22 protein-coding genes are annotated in these 18,471 nt (G+C 71.1%); 7 read left to right on the top strand and 15 right to left on the bottom strand.

Translation table 11 applies throughout. The features are described 5' to 3' along the window. Positions 1 to 66 precede the first annotated feature (66 nt). The 5 genes from ACPXBU_RS05270 to ACPXBU_RS05250 form a co-directional block, all read right to left on the bottom strand. Positions 67 to 1,758, bottom strand: coding sequence for a solute symporter family protein (locus tag ACPXBU_RS05270; RefSeq protein WP_393364848.1), 1,692 nt, complete (start codon positions 1,756 to 1,758; stop codon positions 67 to 69). Next, positions 1,736 to 2,101 (bottom strand): DUF485 domain-containing protein, encoded by a 366-nt coding sequence (locus tag ACPXBU_RS05265; RefSeq protein ID WP_393364845.1) that lies wholly within the window; start codon positions 2,099 to 2,101, stop codon positions 1,736 to 1,738. The genes ACPXBU_RS05270 and ACPXBU_RS05265 overlap by 23 nt, the downstream gene beginning before the upstream one ends. A 175-nt stretch (positions 2,102 to 2,276) precedes the next feature. Beyond that, complete coding sequence (locus ACPXBU_RS05260; protein WP_425757528.1) at positions 2,277 to 2,855, bottom strand: flavin reductase family protein; 579 nt, start codon at positions 2,853 to 2,855, stop codon at positions 2,277 to 2,279. A gap of 200 nt (positions 2,856 to 3,055) precedes the next feature. Further along, positions 3,056 to 3,343 carry a hypothetical protein gene (locus tag ACPXBU_RS05255; protein ID WP_425756850.1) on the bottom strand — a complete coding sequence of 96 codons (288 nt, stop codon included), beginning with the start codon at positions 3,341 to 3,343 and terminating at the stop codon, positions 3,056 to 3,058. 35 nt (positions 3,344 to 3,378) lie between these two features. Further along, complete coding sequence (locus ACPXBU_RS05250) at positions 3,379 to 3,546, bottom strand: hypothetical protein (RefSeq protein WP_425756849.1); 168 nt, start codon at positions 3,544 to 3,546, stop codon at positions 3,379 to 3,381. A 229-nt stretch (positions 3,547 to 3,775) separates the two neighbouring features. Between ACPXBU_RS05250 and ACPXBU_RS05245 the strand changes: the two genes are divergently transcribed. Further along, positions 3,776 to 4,525 (top strand): GntR family transcriptional regulator, encoded by a 750-nt coding sequence (locus ACPXBU_RS05245; protein WP_425756847.1) that lies wholly within the window; start codon positions 3,776 to 3,778, stop codon positions 4,523 to 4,525. Positions 4,526 to 4,535: 10 nt separating this feature from the next. Here ACPXBU_RS05245 and ACPXBU_RS05240 read toward each other — a convergent pair whose 3' ends face one another. Together ACPXBU_RS05240 and ACPXBU_RS05235 are read right to left on the bottom strand one after the other, a co-directional pair. Continuing rightward, a complete protein-coding gene (locus ACPXBU_RS05240; protein ID WP_425757526.1) occupies positions 4,536 to 6,227 on the bottom strand; it encodes an ABC transporter permease in 1,692 nt (563 codons plus the stop codon). Then, positions 6,224 to 6,988 carry an ABC transporter ATP-binding protein gene (locus tag ACPXBU_RS05235; protein ID WP_393364830.1) on the bottom strand — a complete coding sequence of 255 codons (765 nt, stop codon included), beginning with the start codon at positions 6,986 to 6,988 and terminating at the stop codon, positions 6,224 to 6,226. Before ACPXBU_RS05235 ends, ACPXBU_RS05240 begins: the two co-directional genes overlap by 4 nt. A 115-nt stretch (positions 6,989 to 7,103) precedes the next feature. Between ACPXBU_RS05235 and ACPXBU_RS05230 the strand changes: the two genes are divergently transcribed. Both ACPXBU_RS05230 and ACPXBU_RS05225 read left to right on the top strand, forming a co-directional pair. Continuing rightward, positions 7,104 to 7,571: a hypothetical protein gene (locus ACPXBU_RS05230; RefSeq protein ID WP_425756845.1), complete on the top strand. Its 468-nt coding sequence runs from the start codon at positions 7,104 to 7,106 to the stop codon at positions 7,569 to 7,571. Then, positions 7,568 to 7,921, top strand: coding sequence for a hypothetical protein (locus ACPXBU_RS05225; RefSeq protein ID WP_425756843.1), 354 nt, complete (start codon positions 7,568 to 7,570; stop codon positions 7,919 to 7,921). Before ACPXBU_RS05230 ends, ACPXBU_RS05225 begins: the two co-directional genes overlap by 4 nt. Positions 7,922 to 7,942: 21 nt before the next feature. Here the strand turns inward: ACPXBU_RS05225 and ACPXBU_RS05220 are convergent, their stop codons facing one another. From ACPXBU_RS05220 to ACPXBU_RS05210, 3 genes are read right to left on the bottom strand one after another with little or no spacing between them, the layout of a single operon-like run. Continuing rightward, positions 7,943 to 9,583: a cation acetate symporter gene (locus tag ACPXBU_RS05220; RefSeq protein WP_425756841.1), complete on the bottom strand. Its 1,641-nt coding sequence runs from the start codon at positions 9,581 to 9,583 to the stop codon at positions 7,943 to 7,945. A gap of 1 nt (position 9,584) precedes the next feature. Beyond that, the gene (locus ACPXBU_RS05215; protein ID WP_393364824.1) at positions 9,585 to 9,998 is read right to left on the bottom strand and encodes a hypothetical protein; all 414 of its coding nucleotides are present in this window, start codon (positions 9,996 to 9,998) and stop codon (positions 9,585 to 9,587) included. Positions 9,999 to 10,042: 44 nt separating this feature from the next. Next, on the bottom strand, positions 10,043 to 11,353 hold the full coding sequence (locus tag ACPXBU_RS05210) for a DUF4153 domain-containing protein (protein ID WP_425756840.1): 1,311 nt from the start codon (positions 11,351 to 11,353) through the stop codon (positions 10,043 to 10,045). A gap of 19 nt (positions 11,354 to 11,372) precedes the next feature. Between ACPXBU_RS05210 and ACPXBU_RS05205 the strand changes: the two genes are divergently transcribed. Then, the gene (locus tag ACPXBU_RS05205; RefSeq protein WP_425756839.1) at positions 11,373 to 11,828 is read left to right on the top strand and encodes a hypothetical protein; all 456 of its coding nucleotides are present in this window, start codon (positions 11,373 to 11,375) and stop codon (positions 11,826 to 11,828) included. A 130-nt stretch (positions 11,829 to 11,958) separates the two neighbouring features. On the opposite strand, the gene ACPXBU_RS05200 is transcribed toward ACPXBU_RS05205, so the two are convergent. Together ACPXBU_RS05200 and ACPXBU_RS05195 are read right to left on the bottom strand one after the other, a co-directional pair. Further along, entirely contained in the window at positions 11,959 to 13,032 is a 1,074-nt protein-coding gene (locus ACPXBU_RS05200) for a sensor histidine kinase (RefSeq protein ID WP_425756837.1), read from the bottom strand. Next, complete coding sequence (locus tag ACPXBU_RS05195) at positions 13,029 to 13,706, bottom strand: response regulator transcription factor (protein WP_425756835.1); 678 nt, start codon at positions 13,704 to 13,706, stop codon at positions 13,029 to 13,031. Before ACPXBU_RS05195 ends, ACPXBU_RS05200 begins: the two co-directional genes overlap by 4 nt. Positions 13,707 to 13,889: 183 nt before the next feature. Here ACPXBU_RS05195 and ACPXBU_RS05190 point away from each other — a divergent pair, with 183 nt between their 5' ends. From ACPXBU_RS05190 to ACPXBU_RS05180, 3 genes are read left to right on the top strand one after another with little or no spacing between them, the layout of a single operon-like run. Then, complete coding sequence (locus tag ACPXBU_RS05190) at positions 13,890 to 14,441, top strand: Uma2 family endonuclease (RefSeq protein WP_425756833.1); 552 nt, start codon at positions 13,890 to 13,892, stop codon at positions 14,439 to 14,441. A 60-nt stretch (positions 14,442 to 14,501) separates the two neighbouring features. Further along, positions 14,502 to 15,023, top strand: a complete 522-nt coding sequence (locus ACPXBU_RS05185; protein WP_425756831.1) for an RNA polymerase sigma factor — start codon at positions 14,502 to 14,504, stop codon at positions 15,021 to 15,023. Beyond that, a complete protein-coding gene (locus ACPXBU_RS05180) occupies positions 15,010 to 16,269 on the top strand; it encodes a WD40/YVTN/BNR-like repeat-containing protein (protein WP_425756829.1) in 1,260 nt (419 codons plus the stop codon). The genes ACPXBU_RS05185 and ACPXBU_RS05180 overlap by 14 nt, the downstream gene beginning before the upstream one ends. 103 nt (positions 16,270 to 16,372) lie before the next feature. Here ACPXBU_RS05180 and ACPXBU_RS05175 read toward each other — a convergent pair whose 3' ends face one another. The 3 genes from ACPXBU_RS05175 to ACPXBU_RS05165 all read right to left on the bottom strand — a co-directional run bounded on the left by ACPXBU_RS05175 (position 16,373) and on the right by ACPXBU_RS05165 (position 18,458). Further along, on the bottom strand, positions 16,373 to 17,125 hold the full coding sequence (locus tag ACPXBU_RS05175; RefSeq protein ID WP_425756827.1) for an AraC family transcriptional regulator: 753 nt from the start codon (positions 17,123 to 17,125) through the stop codon (positions 16,373 to 16,375). Between the two features lie 45 nt (positions 17,126 to 17,170). Further along, positions 17,171 to 17,473: a putative quinol monooxygenase gene (locus ACPXBU_RS05170; RefSeq protein ID WP_425756825.1), complete on the bottom strand. Its 303-nt coding sequence runs from the start codon at positions 17,471 to 17,473 to the stop codon at positions 17,171 to 17,173. A gap of 334 nt (positions 17,474 to 17,807) precedes the next feature. Then, positions 17,808 to 18,458, bottom strand: coding sequence for a DUF5701 family protein (locus ACPXBU_RS05165; protein ID WP_425756823.1), 651 nt, complete (start codon positions 18,456 to 18,458; stop codon positions 17,808 to 17,810). Between the last annotated feature and the right edge of the window lie 13 nt (positions 18,459 to 18,471).

Below are 18,471 nucleotides of genomic sequence, written 5' to 3'. Positions count from 1 at the left end.
GACAGGCGTTTGCGCGAAGAGGCCCCCTGTTGCGCACAGGGGGCCTCCTCGTGACGAGCGTTCGGATCAGTGGGCGCCGGAACCCGTGAGGGCCCGCACCTCCAGCTCCGCGTACTTGTCCTCGTCGTGCTCCTTGGAGATGACGGTGCCGATCCATCCGCACAGGAAGCCGAACGGAATGGAGAGGATGCCCGGGTTGGACAGCGGGAACCACTGCCAGTCGTGATCCGGGAACATCGACGTCGCCGCGCCGGAGACCACCGGCGAGAAGAACACCAGCAGCACGGCCGAGACCAGACCGCCGTAGATCGACCACACCGCGCCGGAGGTGTTGAACCGCCGCCAGAAGAGGCTGTAGAGGATCGCCGGCAGGTTGCCCGAGGCGGCGACCGCGAAGGCCAGCGCCACCAGGAACGCCACGTTGAGGTTCTGTGCGTAGATCGACAACAGGATGGAGATCGCGCCGATCACCAGGGCGGAGATCCGGGCGACCCGGACCTCCTGCCGCTCCGACGTCTCACCCTTCTTCAGCACGTTCGCGTAGAAGTCGTGCGCGAGGCTGGAAGAGGACGCCAGGGTCAACCCGGCCACCACCGCGAGGATGGTGGCGAAGGCGACCGCCGCGATGATCGCCAGCAGGGCCGCCCCACCCAGGTCGCCGCCGAAGAAGTCGATACCCAACGCCTCGGCCAGCTGTGGTGCGGCCGTGTTGCCGGCCTTGTCCTGGGCGGTGATCGCCTTGCTGCCCACCAACGCCGCCGCACCGAAGCCGAGGGCCAGGGTGAGCAGGTAGAAGGTGCCGATGATGCCGATCGCCCAGAGCACGCTCTTGCGGGCCGCCTTCGCGGTCGGCACCGTGTAGAAGCGGATCAGGATGTGCGGCAGACCGGCCGTGCCGAGCACCAGGGCGATACCGAGCGACAGCAGATCCACCTTGTTGTAGAAGGTCTGCGTCGAGTTGCCGGCGACCTCGACGCCGTAGCGCAGCCCGGGTTCGAGGAACGCGCTGCCCTTGCCGGACGCCTCGGCCGCCTGGCCCAGGAGTGCCGACAGGTTGAAGTTGAACTTCGCCAGCACCAGGATGGTCATCAGCAGCGCGCCGGTCATCAGCAGGAACGCCTTGACGATCTGCACGTACGTGGTGCCCTTCATGCCACCCACGGTCACGTAGATGATCATCAGGGCGCCGACCATGACGATGGTGGCCACCTTCGCGGTGCCCGCGTCCATGCCGAGGAAGGTGGTGCCCGGCTTGATGCCGAGCAGCAGCGCGACGAGCGCGCCGGCACCCACCATCTGGGCGAGCAGGTAGAAGATCGACACCGTGATGGTGGAGACCGCCGCCGCCGTCCGCACCGGACGCTGACGCATCCGGAAGGCCAGCACGTCGGCCATCGTGTACCGGCCCGAGTTACGTAGCAACTCCGCGACCAGCAGCAGGGCCACCAGCCAGGCGACCAGGAAGCCGATCGAGTAGAGGAAGCCGTCGTAGCCGTAGAGCGCGATGATGCCGGCGATGCCGAGGAACGACGCGGCCGACATGTAGTCGCCGCCGATCGCCATGCCGTTCTGGAAACCGGAGAAGGACCGGCCGCCGGCGTAGAAGTCGGTCGCCGTCTTGGTCTGCCGGCTGGCCCAGATCGTGATGCCCAGGGTCACCGCCACGAAGACCAGGAACAGCGTGATGGTCAGGTTGCGGGCGGTGTGGTTGCCCGCCTCGGCCGCGAGGACCGTCTCAACCGCGTGGACCGTCTTCACGGGTCACCTCCCCCATCTCTTCGCGGATCCGGTCGGCGATGGGGTCGATCTTCCGGTCCGCGTACCGGGAGTAGAGCCAGGCGATCAGGAACGTGGAGACGAACTGGAGCAGGCCGAAGACAAGTGCGACGTTGATGTTGCTGCCGAACAGCTTCGTGCCCATGAAGTCCCGGGCGTACGCGGAGAGAATGACGTAGAGCGCGTACCACAGGAAGAACGCGACGGTCATCGGGAAGACGAAGCCGCGCAGCGCACGCCGCAGCCCGGCGAACTCGTCCGACCGTTGTACGGCCAGGTACTTGTCCGACTGGGAAGCGGCCGGAGCGGGTGTGTCCGTGGACATCTGTGGATCACCACCTTCACAGGCGTCAGAGGAGTTTCGCGCACCGTAGGAGCGCGCTCCCCCGACAGGGAAGGCTGAGATCGACGCCGGTAGACGAGTGCGCCGAGCGGTTGGTTGCGTGCGCCAAGTGACCCAGATCACCCCGGTGACCGGTCGGGCCGGGCGAGCCGCCCGTTCAGGCTGGCAGCTCGTGGTACCGACCGCGGTAGTGCAGCAGCGGAGCCGCCTCCCCGGTCAGCTCGACCGCCTCGATGGTGGCCTCCACCAGCAGGCCCCAGCCGTACTCGCGGGTGTTGTCCAGTCGGCAGCCGGCCCAGCCGCCGGCGTCGCCCGGCACCGGCCCGTACGGCGTGTCGATCCACTCGCCGCTGGCGAAGAGCCCGCCCGGAGCGGGGAAGAGGCCGGCGAACCGGTCCGCGAGCTGCCGGTGCGGCGGGCCGAGCGGCGTGACCGCGAACCGACCCGCCTCCTCCGCCGCCGCCCAGAGGTCCGACTCCGGGTCGATCAGCCCGAGCAGCCGGTCCGGTTCCCCCTCGGCGACAAGCGTGGACGACACCGTCAGCCCGGCCGGGCCGGGCGCCGTCCAGAGCGTCACCGGCGCGGCGAGCCGGCCGCGCAGTCGGCGGACCGGCGACCGCTGCCCGCTCGGCACCGCGAACGGATCGGTGGAATGGATCTCGGCACCCGGCTCATGATTCACGTGAAACATTGTGCCGCCCCGACCCCGCGCCCAGCCCACGAAGCGCTCGTGCAGGTCGGTGGGTCGGCCACCGAGACACCAACAACCCTGATGTTGCGCGGATCTTGGCGACGAGCGTCCGGCCCGACCCTCACCTTCGCTCCCGCCGCCTGGCGTGGCTTCGCCGTCAGCACCGCCCAGGCCCTCGGTCGGCGCGTCGGCTAACGGCGTGGCGTGACCATGGACAGCAGCTCCATCGTGAACGGGTTGCTGGGTTACGGCTCACGGATCCATCCGACGATCCGCTCGTACAGCTCGGCGGCGTCCTCGTCCGGGCGCTCGCCGACGGCAACGTAGTAGAGGCTGCCCACATTCATCGACAGGCCGATTCGGTCGTTGCGGTATTGCTCGGCCAGGCGTACCTGCGCCGGGACGCACGGCCAGGAAGTGTCGGGCTCGCATGACTGGCATGTCCGCTCGGGACGGCGCGGCACGTGCTCGTCCGCGAGGCGGGCTTCGACCGCGGCGATTTCCCGTAGAGCCTGCTCGTGTCGGCTGTTCATGGCCGCCTGGACTGTGGTGGGTTCCTCGACCACGGTCAGGCCGGCCTGTCGTCGTAGCGGTGCGCGGCCGATCGGCGCCGCGCCTGGTCGAGCAGTCGCTGGTGAGCGGCCAGGCGGTCGGCGGCTTCCCATGCCTCGTTGGCGGAGGGGCCGCGCCGCCGGCGGATCAGGCGGGAGGTGCGGTTGATCAGGTTGCGCCACATCGACTTCCCTTCCGGGTGGATGAGCCGCGGCGGGGCGAACTGCTGGTCGACTGCGCGGCGTCTGGGCCTCCCCGCTACCGCCAGCAGTGGTTGCTGACCGGAGCCGACCGATAGCGGGGAGCTACCCGAAAAGCTGGCGCACTAGGTTCGGCCCGGGCAAGGGTGTCGCGCAAACTTGGCACACCAGGTTGTCTGTGATCGACTGGGTGGGCTGACCGGAGGTTTACCCATGGCTAAGACGCCCGCCTATCTGGCGATCGCAGCGGAGCTGCGCGCGGCGATCCAGACCGGCACGCTGGCGGCCGGCGCGAAGCTTCCCAGCGAAACCACGCTCATGAATCAATTCGGCGTGAGCCGCACTGTCGCGAAGTGGGCGATTGCCGTGCTCAAGGGTGAGGGACTGGTCGAGGGGCGAGCCGGGTCGGGCGTCTACGTCCGGGCCGCCCGCCGACTGGTTCGACACGCTCACGGCCGCGATATGCGGGGCGGCCCGGGACCTACATCGCCGTTCGCCCGGGACGCGGCCCGCGCGGGTCAGCAGGCCACCTGGGAGCACGACAGCCGCCACGACCTGGCCGACGACCTGATCGCGGTGCGGCTCGGCGTGGAGCCGGGAGCGCCGGTGATGCGCACGGCATACCGGTTCCTCAGCGACGATGATCCGATCCAGCTGTCGACGTCGTATGAGCCGCTGGGCGTCACCGGTGGCACACCTGTGGAGTGGCCGGAGGCGGGAGCCGCCGTCGGTGTGGTCGCTCGGATGGACGCGATCGGAGTGCACGTCGACGAGTTCGAAGAGCGGATCAACTCCCGGCCCGCGTCGGACGCCGAGGCGGAAGCGCTGGGGCTGCCCGGCCGGCCGGCGGACGTGTACGAGATCAGTCGGACGTACTACGCCGCTGGCGTGCCGGTCGAGACGGCGGACATCGTGCTCCCACGCGGTCGGTACGAGTTGGTCTACCGGATCCGGGTGGAATGACGGCGGTCGGTTAACGGCGGGGCGTGACCGTGGACAGCAGTTCCGGCTGTCGCCGGTCCAGCACGTCGCCGGCCAGGTACGCGCCCAGCAGCGCCGCGCCCAACCCGTACGCCGCACCCAACGGAAGGGCCAACCAGAGCCAGGCATCGTCGAGCAGCGCCGCGGCCACCACCATCGGCAACGCCGCGACCACCGAGATGGCCATGGCCAGCACGGTGAGCAGGCCCTTCGCGACACCAGCGCCGCTGTTCATCGCGAACGGGTTGCTCGTCTCCGGCAGCGAGTACGCCCCGAGCACGGAGATGAAGCTGTTCACCGCCAACCCGGCGCCGTAGGTCGCGACCAGGCTGCCGAAGGTGAGCCCGAGCCATTCCGGCCGCCCGAGCACCACCGACAGCACCACCGCGACGAACGCCTGCATCGGCAGCACGTACAGCGAGAAGGCCACCATCCGCGCGCGCAACTCCACCCGGCCGGGCACGCCGGACACCACGTTCACCGCGTACGCGCTGCCGTCGAAGCCGAACTGGTTGGCCAGGGTGACCGCGGCGAGCACGCCCACGAGGAGCATGGAGATGGTGACCAGCACAGGTGAGGTGTCGGCGGCACCCGCCGTCAACCCGGCGCCGTCCTCGAGCGCGAAGTCCCCGCCCGTCACGTTGATCAACACGGGTACGAAGATGCCGACCACCGCGATCGTGATCAGGTTGGCCCGGCGGCGGGCATCCCGCCACCAGTAGCGGGTCTCCCGGGCGACAAGCGCGCCGAACCGGTCCCGCCGCGCCCAGCCGGCCAGTCGCGGAAACAGTTGACCGACCGCGCCGCCGGTGGCCGCGCGTTGTGCCGGCGCCTTGCCGGCGTTCGCCGCACCCACCATCGCCGACTCCAGCGACCGGGACCACCAGAGCAGCAGGGCGCCGATCGCCACCACCGTGATCAGCAACTTGACCGGGGCGGCCCAGACCCGGCCCTGCGCCACGTCGATGCCGACGGTCCACGGCGCCCCGAACGGAGTCCAGCCGACGACCGTCGCCAGCCCGGTCAGCCGGTCCCAGTCCGCGTCGCGTAGCGCCGCGAGACCGAACACCTGCAACGGCCCGAGCATCGCGGCGGTCACCGCCAGCAGCACGGCTGCCAGGTCACGCACCCGGCGTGACCGCAACATGCTGGCGAAGGCGCTTGTCACCGCCCGGCTCGCGGCCACACAGAGCAGCAGCCCACCCGCCACCCCGAGGAGAGCCACCAGGCCCGCGGACCAACCGCCCAACGCCCAGGCGGTGAGCACCAACCCGAACGACGCGACGAGAAGCGCCAGCACCGGCACGCTGACCAGAGCGGCGGCGAGCAGGCCGGTGACAAGCGTGCGCCGGGACAGCGGCAACAGCGCGAACCGGGCCGGATCCAGTGTCTCGTCCACGCCGAAGAAGACGAGCGGCAGCAGCAGCCAACCGAGCACCAGCAGCGCGCCGCCGGCCGCCGCGACCAGCACCGCGTACTGGCCGTTGTCGGCCAGGCCGGGCGCGGCGAAGAGGAAGAAACCGGTCACGGCGAACCAGAGCCCGATCAGGGCGCCGCCGATGAACAGGGCGATCCGCCAGCCCTGACCCCGGAAGTTGTTGCCCATCACCCGCAGCTTGAGCCGTACGAAGTGCCGGGCCGAGACCTGCCGCACCGGCGCGGACGGCTCGGCGGCCACGCTCACTGGGAGAGCCACGACAGCTCCTCACCGGTCGCGGTGCGACCCCCGACCACCTCGACGAAGACCTGCTCCAGCGAGCGCTCCCCGCGCACCTCGGAAAGCGTCCCGACCCGCTTGATGGTGCCGCCGGCGAGGATCGCCACGTGCGAGCAGAGTCGCTCCACGACCTCCATCACGTGGCTGGAGAAGACCACGGTGCCGCCGCCGGCCGCGTACCTGGTGAGGATGTCCCGGATCAGCGCGGCGGAGACCGGGTCGACCGCCTCGAACGGCTCGTCCAACACCAGCACCCGAGGCCCGTGCAACAGGGCGCAGGCCAGACCGATCTTCTTCTTCATACCCGCCGAGTAGTCCACCACGAGCGTCCGACCGGCGTCACCGAGCGCCAACACGTCGAGCAACTCCGCGGCCCGCTGGTCGACCACCGCCGGGTCCATCCCCCGCAACAACCCGTTGTACGCCAGCAGCTCCGCCCCGGTCAGCCGATCGAACAGGCGAACACCGTCGGGCATCACGCCGAGCAGCCTCTTGGCGGCCACCGGGTCCTGCCAGACGTCGTGCCCGAGCACCCACGCGGATCCCGCGTCCGGCCGCAACAGCCCGACCGCCATCGACAGGGTGGTGGTCTTGCCGGCGCCGTTCGGGCCGAGCAGGCCGTAGAAGGAGCCGGCGGGGACGTCCAGGTCGACACCGGCCACCGCGATCGTGCCGTCGAAGCGTTTGGCCAGGCCACGCAGTGCGAGCGCGGGGTGCGCAACAGTCATGGAGCTGACGTTATCCGCCGCCCGCCAGTTGTGCCTTCCGGCGGCAGGCGGATTCGCGACCATCCTGAAGGCGTACCGTGCCGTAATCGCCGACTTCTGAAGTAGTGTTGAGGTCATGTCCATGCCATCGGAGTCCGTGCCGTTCTCGGAGTTGCTACGCCAGCCCGCCGAGACGGCGGAGCGGCTCTCCCGTGCTCGCGCGGTGCGCCTGCGCCGCCGTGACGCGCCTGATCTGGTGCTGATGTCTGCCGATCGGGCAGCGGCCGAGGGCGAGGTGGTGGACCTGACGGCCCGGTTGCTGGCCAGCGTCGTACACCAGGATCCGACCCTGGTCCGTGCGGCGCTGCCGACCGTGCTGCCGTGGGTACGGTTCCTGCCGCCGGAAGACGTCGAGCAAATGGCCAGCGAGTTCGTCGCGACGGCGGAGGCGGCTGCCGCAATGGGCAACACCGCGGCGGTGTCGCAGTTGCTCACCGAGTGGCGGCACACCGCCGAGATCCACGCCGACCCGGACCTGCACCGAGTCCTGGCCGCGCCGAGCTCCGACGACTTCGGGCCGGTCGCGCGCCCGAGCGGCGAGTGAGCGCCAAGCGCGGCGACCGGGCTGCGCCGCCACCCCGCCCTGGCGGCTACGTCCTACGATTCGCCACCAACGACGCCGCCAAGGGTTGGGAGGATCTGTGCCGCCAGGCCGCAGCCAACACGCGGGCCGCATTCGACGCTATCGAGTCCAACCCCTGTCCCTCCCCGGCGACGAGCCGGCAGCACCCCCTGAAAGGCACTCTCGCCACCGCTGCGCACAACGGCAAGACGCTGCCGCAGTGGCAGTACGAAGTCACCTCGGGAGGTCGCATCTGGTATCTCCCCGACCACGACACCCGCACCTGCTGGGTCAGGCACGCCGGCACGGGCCACCCGAGGGCGACCGACTGACCGGGTTCAGCCGCCGATTAACTAGAGGCGGACGGTTTCGGGGGTGTGCAGGCGCAGCATGATGGCCGCGACGTCGGCCGGTGCCCGACGCCGGGTCGCCATCGACACCGCGACCATCACGGTGAAGGCCAGCGGCACCGTCCAGGCCGCCGGCTGGGTGGTGAGCGTGGCCGGCCAGCCGGACAGCGGTGGGCCGAGCACGGTGAGCAACACCGCCCCGATCGCCGCCCCGCCGCCCACCACCACGCCGGCTGCGGCGCCCACGTCGGTCAGCCCACGCCACCAGATGCCGAGCACCAGCAGCGGGCAGAAACTCGACGCGGCGACCGCGAAGGCCAATCCGACCACCTGTGACACGTCGAGTCCGGAGACGTGCAGCGCCAGCAGCGTCGGCACCGCTCCGGCGATCACCGTCGCCAACCGGAAGCCGCGCACCGAGCCCCGGCCGAGCACATCCGTCGAGATCACCCCGGCGACGCTTGTCAGCAGCCCGGACGAGGTGGAGAGGAAGGCCGCGAACGCGCCCGCCGAGACCAGCGCGGTGAGCAGTCGCCCGGTTGCGCCGTCGCCGAGGGCCGCACCGGGCAGCAACACCACCACGGCGTCGGTCTGCCCGCTGACCAGCAACTGCGGCGTGTAGATCCGCCCGAGCACCCCGTACAGGGTGGGTAGCAGGTAGAAGGCCCCGACCAGGGCCAGCACGACAAGTGTGGTCCGGCGGGCGGCCGCGCCGTCCGGGTTGGTGTAGAAGCGGACCAGTACGTGCGGCAGGCCCATGGTGCCCAGGAACGTGGCCAGGATCAGCGAGTACGTGGCGAACAGCCCTCGGTCGTCGTTGCCTGCGGCGCTGGGCAGCAACCAGTCGCTGGCGGCGGTGGCCACCCCGGACACGCCCGGCACCGGGTCGCCGGCCGCGAAGGTCAGCTCGTCGCCGGGGCGTACCTCGCGGATCTCGCCGTCGGGCAGGGTGAGGGTCGCGCGGTGCTCGACCACGACGGTGGTCGCGGCCCGGAACGTCGGCCCGTCGGGCGGCGTCACCGCCGGGCGGCCGTCGGCCTGCCACTGCAACGCCAGGAAGATCACCGGTACGGCGAGCGCGGTCAGCTTGAGCCAGTACTGGAACGCCTGCACGAAGGTGATGGCCCGCATCCCACCCAGCGCCACGTTCGCGGTGACCACGGCGGACACCAGCAGGGCGCCGACCGGGTACGGGGAGCCGGCGACCGTGGCCAGGGTCAGCCCCGCGCCCTGGAGCTGCGGCACCAGATAGAGCCAACCGATGAAGATCACAAATGCGGTGGCCAGGATGCGCAGCCGACGGGACCCCAGCCGCAGCTCGCAGAAGTCGGGCAGGGTGAACGCGCCGGAGCGGCGCAGCGGCGCCGCCACGAAGAGCAGCAGGGCCAGGTACCCGGCGGCGAAACCGACCGGGTACCAGAGCACGTCCACGCCGTACTTGAGGACCAGACCGGCGATGCCGAGGAAGCTCGCCGCCGACAGGTACTCGCCCCCGATGGCCGCGGCGTTCCACGTCGGGCTGATCGCCCGGGACGCCACCAGGAAGTCGGACGTGGTCCGGGCCAACCGCAGCCCGTAGAAGCCGATCCCGACGGTGACCAGGGTGACCGCGACGATGGCCGGGACCACGAACTCGTTGCCCACCTCAGCGCTCCGGCCGCTGCACCAGATCAGTGAAGTCCTGCTCGTTACGCTCGGCCAACCGCACGTACGCCCAGCCCACCCCGATCAGGAACGGGAACGAGGCCACCCCGAGCAGCAACCACGGCAGGTTGACGTCGGCGACCGTGGTCCGGCCGAGCGAGGGCGCGATGGCGAACAGCAGGGGCAGCCCACCCAACCCGATGGCCACCACGAGCGTGAGCCGCAGCGCCAGCGCGAGTTGCGCCCGGACCAGGCCGCGGACCAGCGCCTCGCCGACCTGGGTCTGCTGGGCCAGCTCGGCGCGGGTCCGCTCGGCACGGGTGTCCTGCCGGCTGATCTCGGCCAGCACGATCCGGGCCCGCCGGGGCGGCGGCGCCTTACCGCCCGACCCCACGTCAGGGAGTTGCTTGGCCACCCCGGCAGTCTGGCCCGCCGCGCCGGATTGTCAAGCGGTGTCGCTCACCAGCGTCGCGTACCGGGGCAGTCCGTCACCGCGCTGGTCGTCGGGATCCCGGCGAGGTCCCGGCGTGCCCTCTCCCGGCCGAGGTTCGCCTCCCAGAGACCGTCCCGGGGCAGCTCGGCGGCGATCTGCCCCAGTGCGCAGACGCGCATCGGCTCGGGCAGCCGGGTCAGGGCCGGTACGGCGTCCGCCGACAGCCCGGACAGGTAGCTGACGTCCAGGCGACCGGTCTCCAGGTACCTGTCGACGTTCCGGTCGGCGATCAGCCGGTCCGGGTTGACCAGGGCCAACCCGAGCAGCGCCAGCACCGCCGTGCCGACCACGAGCCGGGGCAGCCAGGCGGCCCGCAGCCGCACCACCGCCACCCCGACCAGGACGAAGAGCAGCCCGAGCCAGAGTTCGACTGTCGTCACGAAGAGCCGGAGGCGGGTCGCGCCGTACGCGTCGGCGTAGACCTGCATCCGGTAGAGCGCGGAGGCGACGACGACCAGGCTGAGCGCGGCGAGCGTGCCGAGCAGTGCGCGAACCAGCAGCCGGTCCACGCGTGTGGTCGTCGGCGCCCGGCGGGCGGCGACCGCGATCACCAGCAGGGTGAGCGCGGTGACGGCGAGCAACTGCCAGAAGCCGCCACGGGCGTACTGGGCGTAGGTGAGCCCGCCGGTGCGCAGCACGTGATCCGCGCCGCCGAAGAACACCGTGAGCTGGACCAGCACGAACGCCGCGAACAGGGCGTCCAGCAGCACCAGCGGCAGGGTCCACTCCAGCCGGTGGGCCGGGCGGGCCGGCCCCGGCCGCAGGCCCTCCAGGTCGAGTGGTCGGCTGACCAGGTACGCGGCGCCGAGCAGACCACCGCCGATCAGCCCCAGACGCAGCAGCCAGCCGACGACACCAGCCATCGAGATGTCGGGCAGGAGACCCGTGACCAGATCGGCGAAGATCGCGTCGGCGGAGGAGAAGAGCAGGCCGAACAGCAGCAGCAGGCCAGCGGAGATCGCCAGGCTCTTCAGGATGCGCCCGAGGCCGATCCCCGCCCCGGCCGGGCGGGTGTCGCCCAGTCCGCGTACCGCCCAGGGGAGCGCCCGTACCGTCGCGGCCGGCGGCAGCGTCGCGGCGACGAGCATCCCGAGCGGGCTTCGCCCGCCGGTCACCGCGAGTGTCCCGGTCACCGCGGCCGCGACGAGGCAGAGCGCGAAGAGCCAGCCGGCGGCCCGGACCGTGCCGACGGCGACCAACGCGATGGTCGCGACGGCCCAGGCGACCTGTGCCGCCCGCCCCGGTGCCCCCGTGGCACCGGGACGGACGGCCGCCACCGCAGGTGGCAGTGCTGGCGTGGTCGCCGTTGACGTGGTTGGCGGTGCTGGCGCGGTCGCCGTTGGCGGTGCTGGCGCGGCCACCGTTGGCGGTGCTGGCGCGCCTGCGGTCGCAGTTTGTGGTGTTGGCGCGGTCGCCGCCGCAGGTGGCGGTGCTGGCGCGGCCACCGTTGGCGTCGTCGGCTCGGCGGCTGCCGCGCTGGGCGCGGCCGGCGCGCTGACGCCCAGCGGCGGGGGCGATGGCCGGGAACGGACGACGCTGGCGGTGACCACGGCAGCCACGCCGGCCAGCGTGGCCACCAACCAACCGAGGCCGGGACGCACCATCGTGAGCGTGGCCGCGCCGACGACCGCCGCCGCCGTCAACACCGCCAGGACCAGCGGAGGGGCGGAACCGGACGGCCCCGGCCAGCGCCGAGCGATCGCCGACGGTGGCCTGGGTACGGCCGGCGTACCCGGCCACGCGTGGGGATGACCGGCGGCCGGACCCGGTCTGACGGTAGCGAGAACCTGCGGTCCGGTCGGTCCGGTCGGTCCGGTCGGTGCGCTCGGTGCGCTCGGTCCGGTCGGCACGGTCGCCGGAAGCGGGGTGGTGCCGGGGCTGGTCATGCGACCTCTTTCCGATGTGGCCCGTCGCTCGGGATGGTGACCTGGATGCGGCAGCCGGGCCGATCGACCCGGTGCGGTTTGACGGGGTCGAGGACAGCTATTCGGCCACCGTGCAGTTCGACGACCCAGCGGGCGATGGCCAGGCCGAGCCCCGTCCCGCCACCGGCGGACCGATCGCCGCGGGTGAACCGTTCGAAGACCCGGGACCGCTCGCCAGGTGAGATGCCCTGACCCTCGTCGCTGACCTCGAAGCGGAGCTGGTCGGCGTGTTCCTCGGCGCTCAGCCGCACCGTGCCGCCGGGTGGGCTGTGCCGTGCCGCGTTGTCGAGCAGGTTCGCGAAGACCTGGTGCAGCCGCCACGGGTCCGCGTGGACGGTCAGCGGTGCCGACAGTTCGCGAAGCTCGAAGCGCACGTCCAGCGCCGCCCCGGACGCGCTGGCGGTGGCGTGTTCCACCGCCTCGTCCAGGAAGTCGTTCACGTCGATGTGTACCCGGCGCAGCGGCACCACCCCGGCGTCGAGGCGGGACAGGTCGAGCAGGTCGGCGACGAGGTGCCCGAGCCGTTCGGTCTGGGACAGCGCCGAGCGCAGCGCCGCCGGTTCGGCATCGGCCACCCCGTCCACCATGTTCTCCAACACGCCCTGCAAGGCGGTGATCGGTGTCCGCAGCTCGTGCGAGACGTTGGCGATCAACTCACGTCGGCGCTGGTCGGCGGCGTGCAGATCCTCGGCCATCTTGTTGAACGCCTGAGCCAGCTCGCCGACCTCGTCCCGGGAGGTGGCGCGTACGCGCCGGGTGTAGTCGCCACGGGCCATCGCGCCGGCGGCCGCCGTCATCTCGCGCAGCGGCGAGGTCATCCCGTGGGCGAGCACCTGCGAGGTGACGAGCGCGATGCAGATCGCCGTGGTCGACGTACCGGTGGGAAGCCAACCGATGCCGTACCAGAAGTAGCCGAAGGCCACGGCCCAGGAGGCGACGAGCAGGACGCCGAGCTTCATCTTGATCGAGCGGACCGGGTCCAGTGGACGGGGTAACGCCCGATCCAACCAGTCCAACAGCCGGCCGGTCACGCGGGCACCTCCAGGGCGTACCCGACGCCGTGGACGGTCCGGATCAGGTCGGCGCCGAGCTTGCGGCGCAGCGCCTTGATGTGGCTGTCCACCGTGCGGGTGCCACTTCCGTCGACCCATCCCCACACGTCGGCGAGCAGCCGCTCCCTGGGGAGCACCGTGCGGGGCCGCCCGGCGAGGTGGACCAGCAGGTCGAACTCCGTCGGCGTGAGGTGCACGTCGACGCCGGCCCGGCGGACCCGCCGTTCGGCCTCGTTGATCTCGATGTCGCCGAGGCGGATCGCGGGCGGCGCCGGGGCCGCGGCCCGTTCCACCCGGCGCAGCAGGACGTGCACCCGAGCGGCCAGCTCTCGCATCGAGAAGGGCTTGGTGAGGTAGTCGTCCGCACCGACCGCGAGCCCCACCAGCAGGTCGGTCTCGTCGTCCCGGGCGGTGAGCATCAGCACCGGCACCGGCCGGTCGGCCTGGATCCGGCGGCACACCTCCAGGCCGTCGAAGCCGGGCAGCATCACGTCGAGGACGACGAGATCCGGCTGGCCGGTGCGGAACTGCGCGACGGCGCTGGGCCCGTCCGCCGCGACCTGCACCGTGAAACCCTCGGCCCGCAGACGGGCGGCGATGGAATCGGCGATGGTCCGCTCGTCCTCGACGACCAGTATCCGGCGTTCCTTCATGGGTCCCGACTGTAGGGAGCGGCCGTGGAGATCAGTGGGTCGCGTTGTGAACAACCTGTGGAGAACCGCTCACGCCTGTGGATAACTCCGCCACCAAGCCCGCTGGCGAGCGGGAACTCCCGAGGCTCGTTGTGGACGACCGACCGAGCTGTCAGGGTGGTTCGGTAGAGAGGAGGTGTGACGGTGACGAACCCTGCCCGGCCCGGCTGGGGCGACGCCTGGACGGTGGACGACCTCCAGAGCCTCCCCGCGGACGACCAGGTCTACGAGATCTTCGACGGGAGCCTGCTCGTGTCCCCCCATGCGGACGTCTTCCACGGCGCGGTCGCCAACCGCCTCCGCCGGATCCTCGACCGGCAGGCACCCGCCGGTGTGCTCGTCGGTCAGGACATCGGCGTCAGTGCCAAGCGCTCGTCGTACTTCGTGCCGGATCTCTTCGTGGCGAGGGAGAGCGCCCTGGACAGCGGCGGTGCCGCGCTCGACCCGGCCGACGTGTTCCTCGTCGTCGAAGTGATCTCACCGGGCAAGGCGGGCCGAGACCTGGTGCTCAAACGTCACGAGTACGCGGCCGCCGGCATTCCGCTCTACTGGCTGGTCGAGCCCCGCAAGCAGACTCTGACCGTGCTGACGAACGGCGCGGGTGGTTACCGCGAGCAGGCCGTTCTCCTCCTCGGCGAGGTCTACCGCGCCGAGCAGCCGTTCCCTCTCGCCCTGCCGCTGGCGGACATCTTCTGACCGTCGCCCGGAACCTTTCCCTCCGCCCAGGAGTGGGACAGGTGAAGAGGGGTGGTGAGGGTGTCCGACGCTGATCTGATTGCCGAGCTGTACGCGGGCTGTTTCCGACGACTCGTGGTGCAGCTCTACGCGGTGACCGGCGATCTGTGCGAGGCGCAGGAGGCGGTCCAGGAGGCGTTCACCAAGGCCCTGACGGCACCTGGCCGGCTCGCCCGCCTCGACAACCCGGAGGCGTGGTTGCGCCGGGTCGCGGTGAACGTCGCGCGTAGTCGTCACCGGCGGCGGCGGGTGCTGGACGGGCTGCTGCGTCGGATCGGCCCGCCTCCGACGGTCGCCGACCGCTCGCCCGAGCACCTGGCGCTGCTCGCCGCGTTGCGCGAACTGCCCCTGGGGCAGCGGCACGCGCTGGCCCTGCACTACCTGGTCGACCTGCCGATCGACGAGGTGGCGGCGACGCTCGGCGTCTCCGCCGGCACCGTCAAGTCCCGCCTCTCCCGGGGTCGACAGGCGCTGAAAGCGCTGCTCAGCGACTCAGAGATCAGCGAGAGCACGATCATCGGGAGGATCGATGTCCACACCTGAGTTCACCGGATTCGACGTCGACACCGTCGCCGACGCGGTCCGCCAGCCACCCCTGGACGACATGCGGACGGCAGCGCGGGCCCGACGTCGGCGGCGTACCAGCGGGGTGGCGCTTGTTGTGGTTGTCGCCGTGGCCGGCGTGGCGATGCTGCCGCTGTTCGGCAACACCGGCCGGGGTGGGTGGACCGGTCCGGACCAGCCGCCGGTCACACCGGACCGCGGCGGCCAGCTCTTCCTGACCGGGCCGGAGTCGGCAGTCGTCGCGGGGGTGTGGGACGCCGACGGCGGTTGCTTTACGGTCCGGTTCCGGCACACCGACGACGGCGGGCGGAGCTGGACCGATGACGAGATGACCCGGTACCGCACCAGCTTCTGCGGAAAGGACGCAGAGGGAAATCCGCTGAGCAACCCGGAGTTCTCGGTGCTGGGCCAGCGCTCCTACCTGGTCCGGGACGGTGACCAGCTCCGGCTCTCCACCGACTACGGCCGCACCTGGCGGGACGCCGAGCAGGCAATGGTGACGGTGTCGGCCTTTCCGGCGAAGGCGCAGCCGGTCTTCTGTCAGTGGAGCCAGGACTGCGGGGCGCTCCGTGAACCGGTGGCGGTCTCGTCGACGGGAACTGTCTACCGGCTCGGAGGCAAGCCGCCGTCGCCCTATCCACCCGCGAACATCTATCCGAGTGCGGACGGAACCATCTGGGCGACCTACTGGCCGGGTTACCGCAGCGCCTTTGTGGTGGCTCGGAGCGTGGACCGGGGGGCCACCTGGACGACCTGGCAGTCGACCCAGGGGGCGAACGTGATCGCGATAGCCGGGGTCAGCGCGCAGGAGGCGTACCTGTTGATCGCGCTGCCACCACCGGGTGGGCCCCAGCCGACGGAGGTCGAGGGCACGTCGCAGTTGCTGCGTACCACGGACGGGGGCCGGACCTGGGCGGACGTGGGCACCAACCTGCCCGACGCACTGGAGAACCGGTGCCTGGTTGTCGGCTCGGACGGCTCCCTGCTGCTCGTCGAGACGGGAAACAGGGAGCCCTCCAACAACAGGTCCACTGCCATGATCAGTTTCGATGACGGACGACACTTCAAGACCGTCCGCGAGTACGACCGACGCGACGGGCGCGTTGGTGCCGCGCCCGGATACGCCTGGCTCTACGGCCGGGACGACCTGGCGGTAGGCGGTGCGGACCACGTGCAGTTGACCCGCGACGGCACCGCCTGGACGCGCTTCCCGCTCCCGGACTGAGCGCGGGTACGCGGCGGGGCCGGTGGCGTCGTGCCACCGGCCCGCTGCGAGGCGGAGGTTGTACGGCCCGTCGGTCGGCCCGCGGCGGCGAATCCTGGTCTGCTCAGGGCCGGAAGCTGGCCCGGTACTCCGTTGGCGTGCGGCCGGTCAGCTCCCTGAACGCGGCGTTGAACGCCGACAGTGAGGTGTAGCCGACCATGAATGCGATCTTGGTTACCGGGGTGTCACCCGCTGCGAGTTCCTCGATGGCACCCAACACCCGCATCCGGCGCAGGACCGCCCGCCAGGTCATGCCGGTCTCCTCCTCGAAGCGTCGTGCCAGCGATCGCGGCGCGAGGCCAACGTCGACCGCCACGTCCTCGAAGCGGACCTCACCGCCGAGCCGCTGCTCGGTCAGCTCGAGGGCTCGGCGAAGTTCCGGTGATCGCCCCGCCGGCACGACGACCGGGCTCGGCTGCTCGGCGAGCTGCCAGGTCACCGCGGCGAGCGCGCCGAACAGCGTCTCCGCGTACGCCGTGAGGGGTTCGTCGGACTCGCCCCACGTGCGGCACTCGGTCAGCAGCGCGCGTGCCAGCGGGTTGAGGTCGAACACGGTCAAGGGTGCTGGTGGCGCCGGAGTGAATCGGGTGTCGAACAGGACCGACGCGGTCGTGACCGGCCGCGGGATGCTCACCCGGATCGGCCGGCCTGCCTCGATCAGGGCTGCCCGCGCCGGTGGCAACAACCACGCCTGACCCTGCGCCTCGAGCCGAAGGGTCCCGGCGGAGGCGCAGAGCAGGTAGTGGCGGTCCACACACAGGTCGCGAGCGAACTCCGGCGCGAACGTGCGGACGAAGCTGTATGTCCTGCGGGTCATCGACGGCCTCGCACACGTCATCCTAGAAGTCCGTCGCGACGCCGGTCAGGCCACCGTCTCCAGCAGGTCGGCACGAAACCGTCGGCTCACCGGCGCTCCGACCATCATCGGTCGAATCACTTCGCCGAATCGCGTGAACGAGTCGGACCTCAGGTAGCCGGCCAACGAAGCCTCGTCGTCCCACTCGTGGACCACGGCGATTGCGGTGTCGTCCTCACGCGCGGCGTAGACCCGGAAGGCGATGTTGCCCGGCATGGCGCGTACCCGATCAAGCTCCCCGTCGAAGTGGGCGAGGGCAGCGGGCCGGTCGGTGGCAGCAGTCCTGAAGTCGATGATCGCGATGATCACGAGAACCTCCTGAACGAGGCGGCGACGCCGCCGGATTGGATGCCTCGATCCTCCGGCAGAACGCGCCCGGTCCGCCGCTGTCAGCCGGACGCGTTCACGCTCCCAGCGGACACGACACTTTCCGACCGCAGCACGCGAAGCGGGGCCGGTGGCGTCGTGCCACCGGCCCCGCTGTGTCGAACCGTCAGCTGGTCGGTACGACCAGATCCACTGTCATGCTGCCGCTGGCCGGCACGGTGAACCGGGCCAGCTTGCGGGTGCCGTCCGGCTGGGTCGTCAGGTAGCGAGCCTCGAACTGCTTCTCGCCGACCGGTCATCCCTCCTCAGCGGACGGTCACTCCAGGCCGACGCGCTCCGGGCGGGCCGAGGCGGAGCCGAGCCAGGTGTGCGGGTTGCCGTACCAGCACCAGCCCAGCTTCGGTGCCCCCTGGCTGATCCAGATCGCCGGCACCCGCCGGTCGCCGCAGCGGGAACCGACGAGCGAGAAGCACCTGTTGCTGGCCAGCGCGGCCGGGTGCAGCGTGACGAGGGCGAGACCCTCGTCGATGCTGAGCGGCAGCCGGCCCTGGGCGGTGATCCCCTCCATGGCGGTGGCCGGGGCCAGGTTGCGGTACTCCTCCCCCCGGTCGACGTCGAAGAGCAGGTACGCCGGCCCGGTCGGCACCTCCAGCTCCTTGATCGGGTCGAAGCGGGGCAGGTCGTCGTCGGCGTAGTTGCGGTCGAGGACGCCGGGCTTGCGCTTGCCGGCCAGGGTGGTGAGCGCCAGCCGCTCCACCACCCCGACCAGGTCCCGGGTGATGACCAACAGGAACGGCACCCGGGCATCGGTGGGGGCGGGCAGGCCGGCGGCACCCTCGATCGCCCTGGCTCGCAGCGGTGCGACCAGCTCGCGGAAGGCACTCTCGGGCAGCCCTGCCAGCGCGGGGTAGCCGAGGTGCACCAGGCGGTCGAGTTGACTGTCGAACTCGGTGGCGGCGTCGAACACGGCGGCTCCATTC

Origin of the sequence: Micromonospora sp. DT231 (assembly GCF_049847025.1) — a bacterium.
Classification (GTDB): domain Bacteria; phylum Actinomycetota; class Actinomycetes; order Mycobacteriales; family Micromonosporaceae; genus Micromonospora.
This window is presented reverse-complemented; position numbering and strand designations above follow the sequence as displayed.

Coding starts and splice junctions, on each gene's coding strand:
- ACPXBU_RS05250 (WP_425756849.1), bottom strand. CDS start 3,546: ATGTGGCGCAACCTGATCAACCGCACCTCCCGCCTGATCCGCCGGCGG.
- ACPXBU_RS05255 (WP_425756850.1), bottom strand. CDS start 3,343: ATGAACAGCCGACACGAGCAGGCTCTACGGGAAATCGCCGCGGTCGAA.
- ACPXBU_RS05235 (WP_393364830.1), bottom strand. CDS start 6,988: ATGACTGTTGCGCACCCCGCGCTCGCACTGCGTGGCCTGGCCAAACGC.
- ACPXBU_RS05265 (WP_393364845.1), bottom strand. CDS start 2,101: ATGTCCACGGACACACCCGCTCCGGCCGCTTCCCAGTCGGACAAGTAC.
- ACPXBU_RS05180 (WP_425756829.1), top strand. CDS start 15,010: ATGTCCACACCTGAGTTCACCGGATTCGACGTCGACACCGTCGCCGAC.
- ACPXBU_RS05175 (WP_425756827.1), bottom strand. CDS start 17,125: ATGACCCGCAGGACATACAGCTTCGTCCGCACGTTCGCGCCGGAGTTC.
- ACPXBU_RS05230 (WP_425756845.1), top strand. CDS start 7,104: ATGTCCATGCCATCGGAGTCCGTGCCGTTCTCGGAGTTGCTACGCCAG.
- ACPXBU_RS05195 (WP_425756835.1), bottom strand. CDS start 13,706: ATGAAGGAACGCCGGATACTGGTCGTCGAGGACGAGCGGACCATCGCC.
- ACPXBU_RS05245 (WP_425756847.1), top strand. CDS start 3,776: ATGGCTAAGACGCCCGCCTATCTGGCGATCGCAGCGGAGCTGCGCGCG.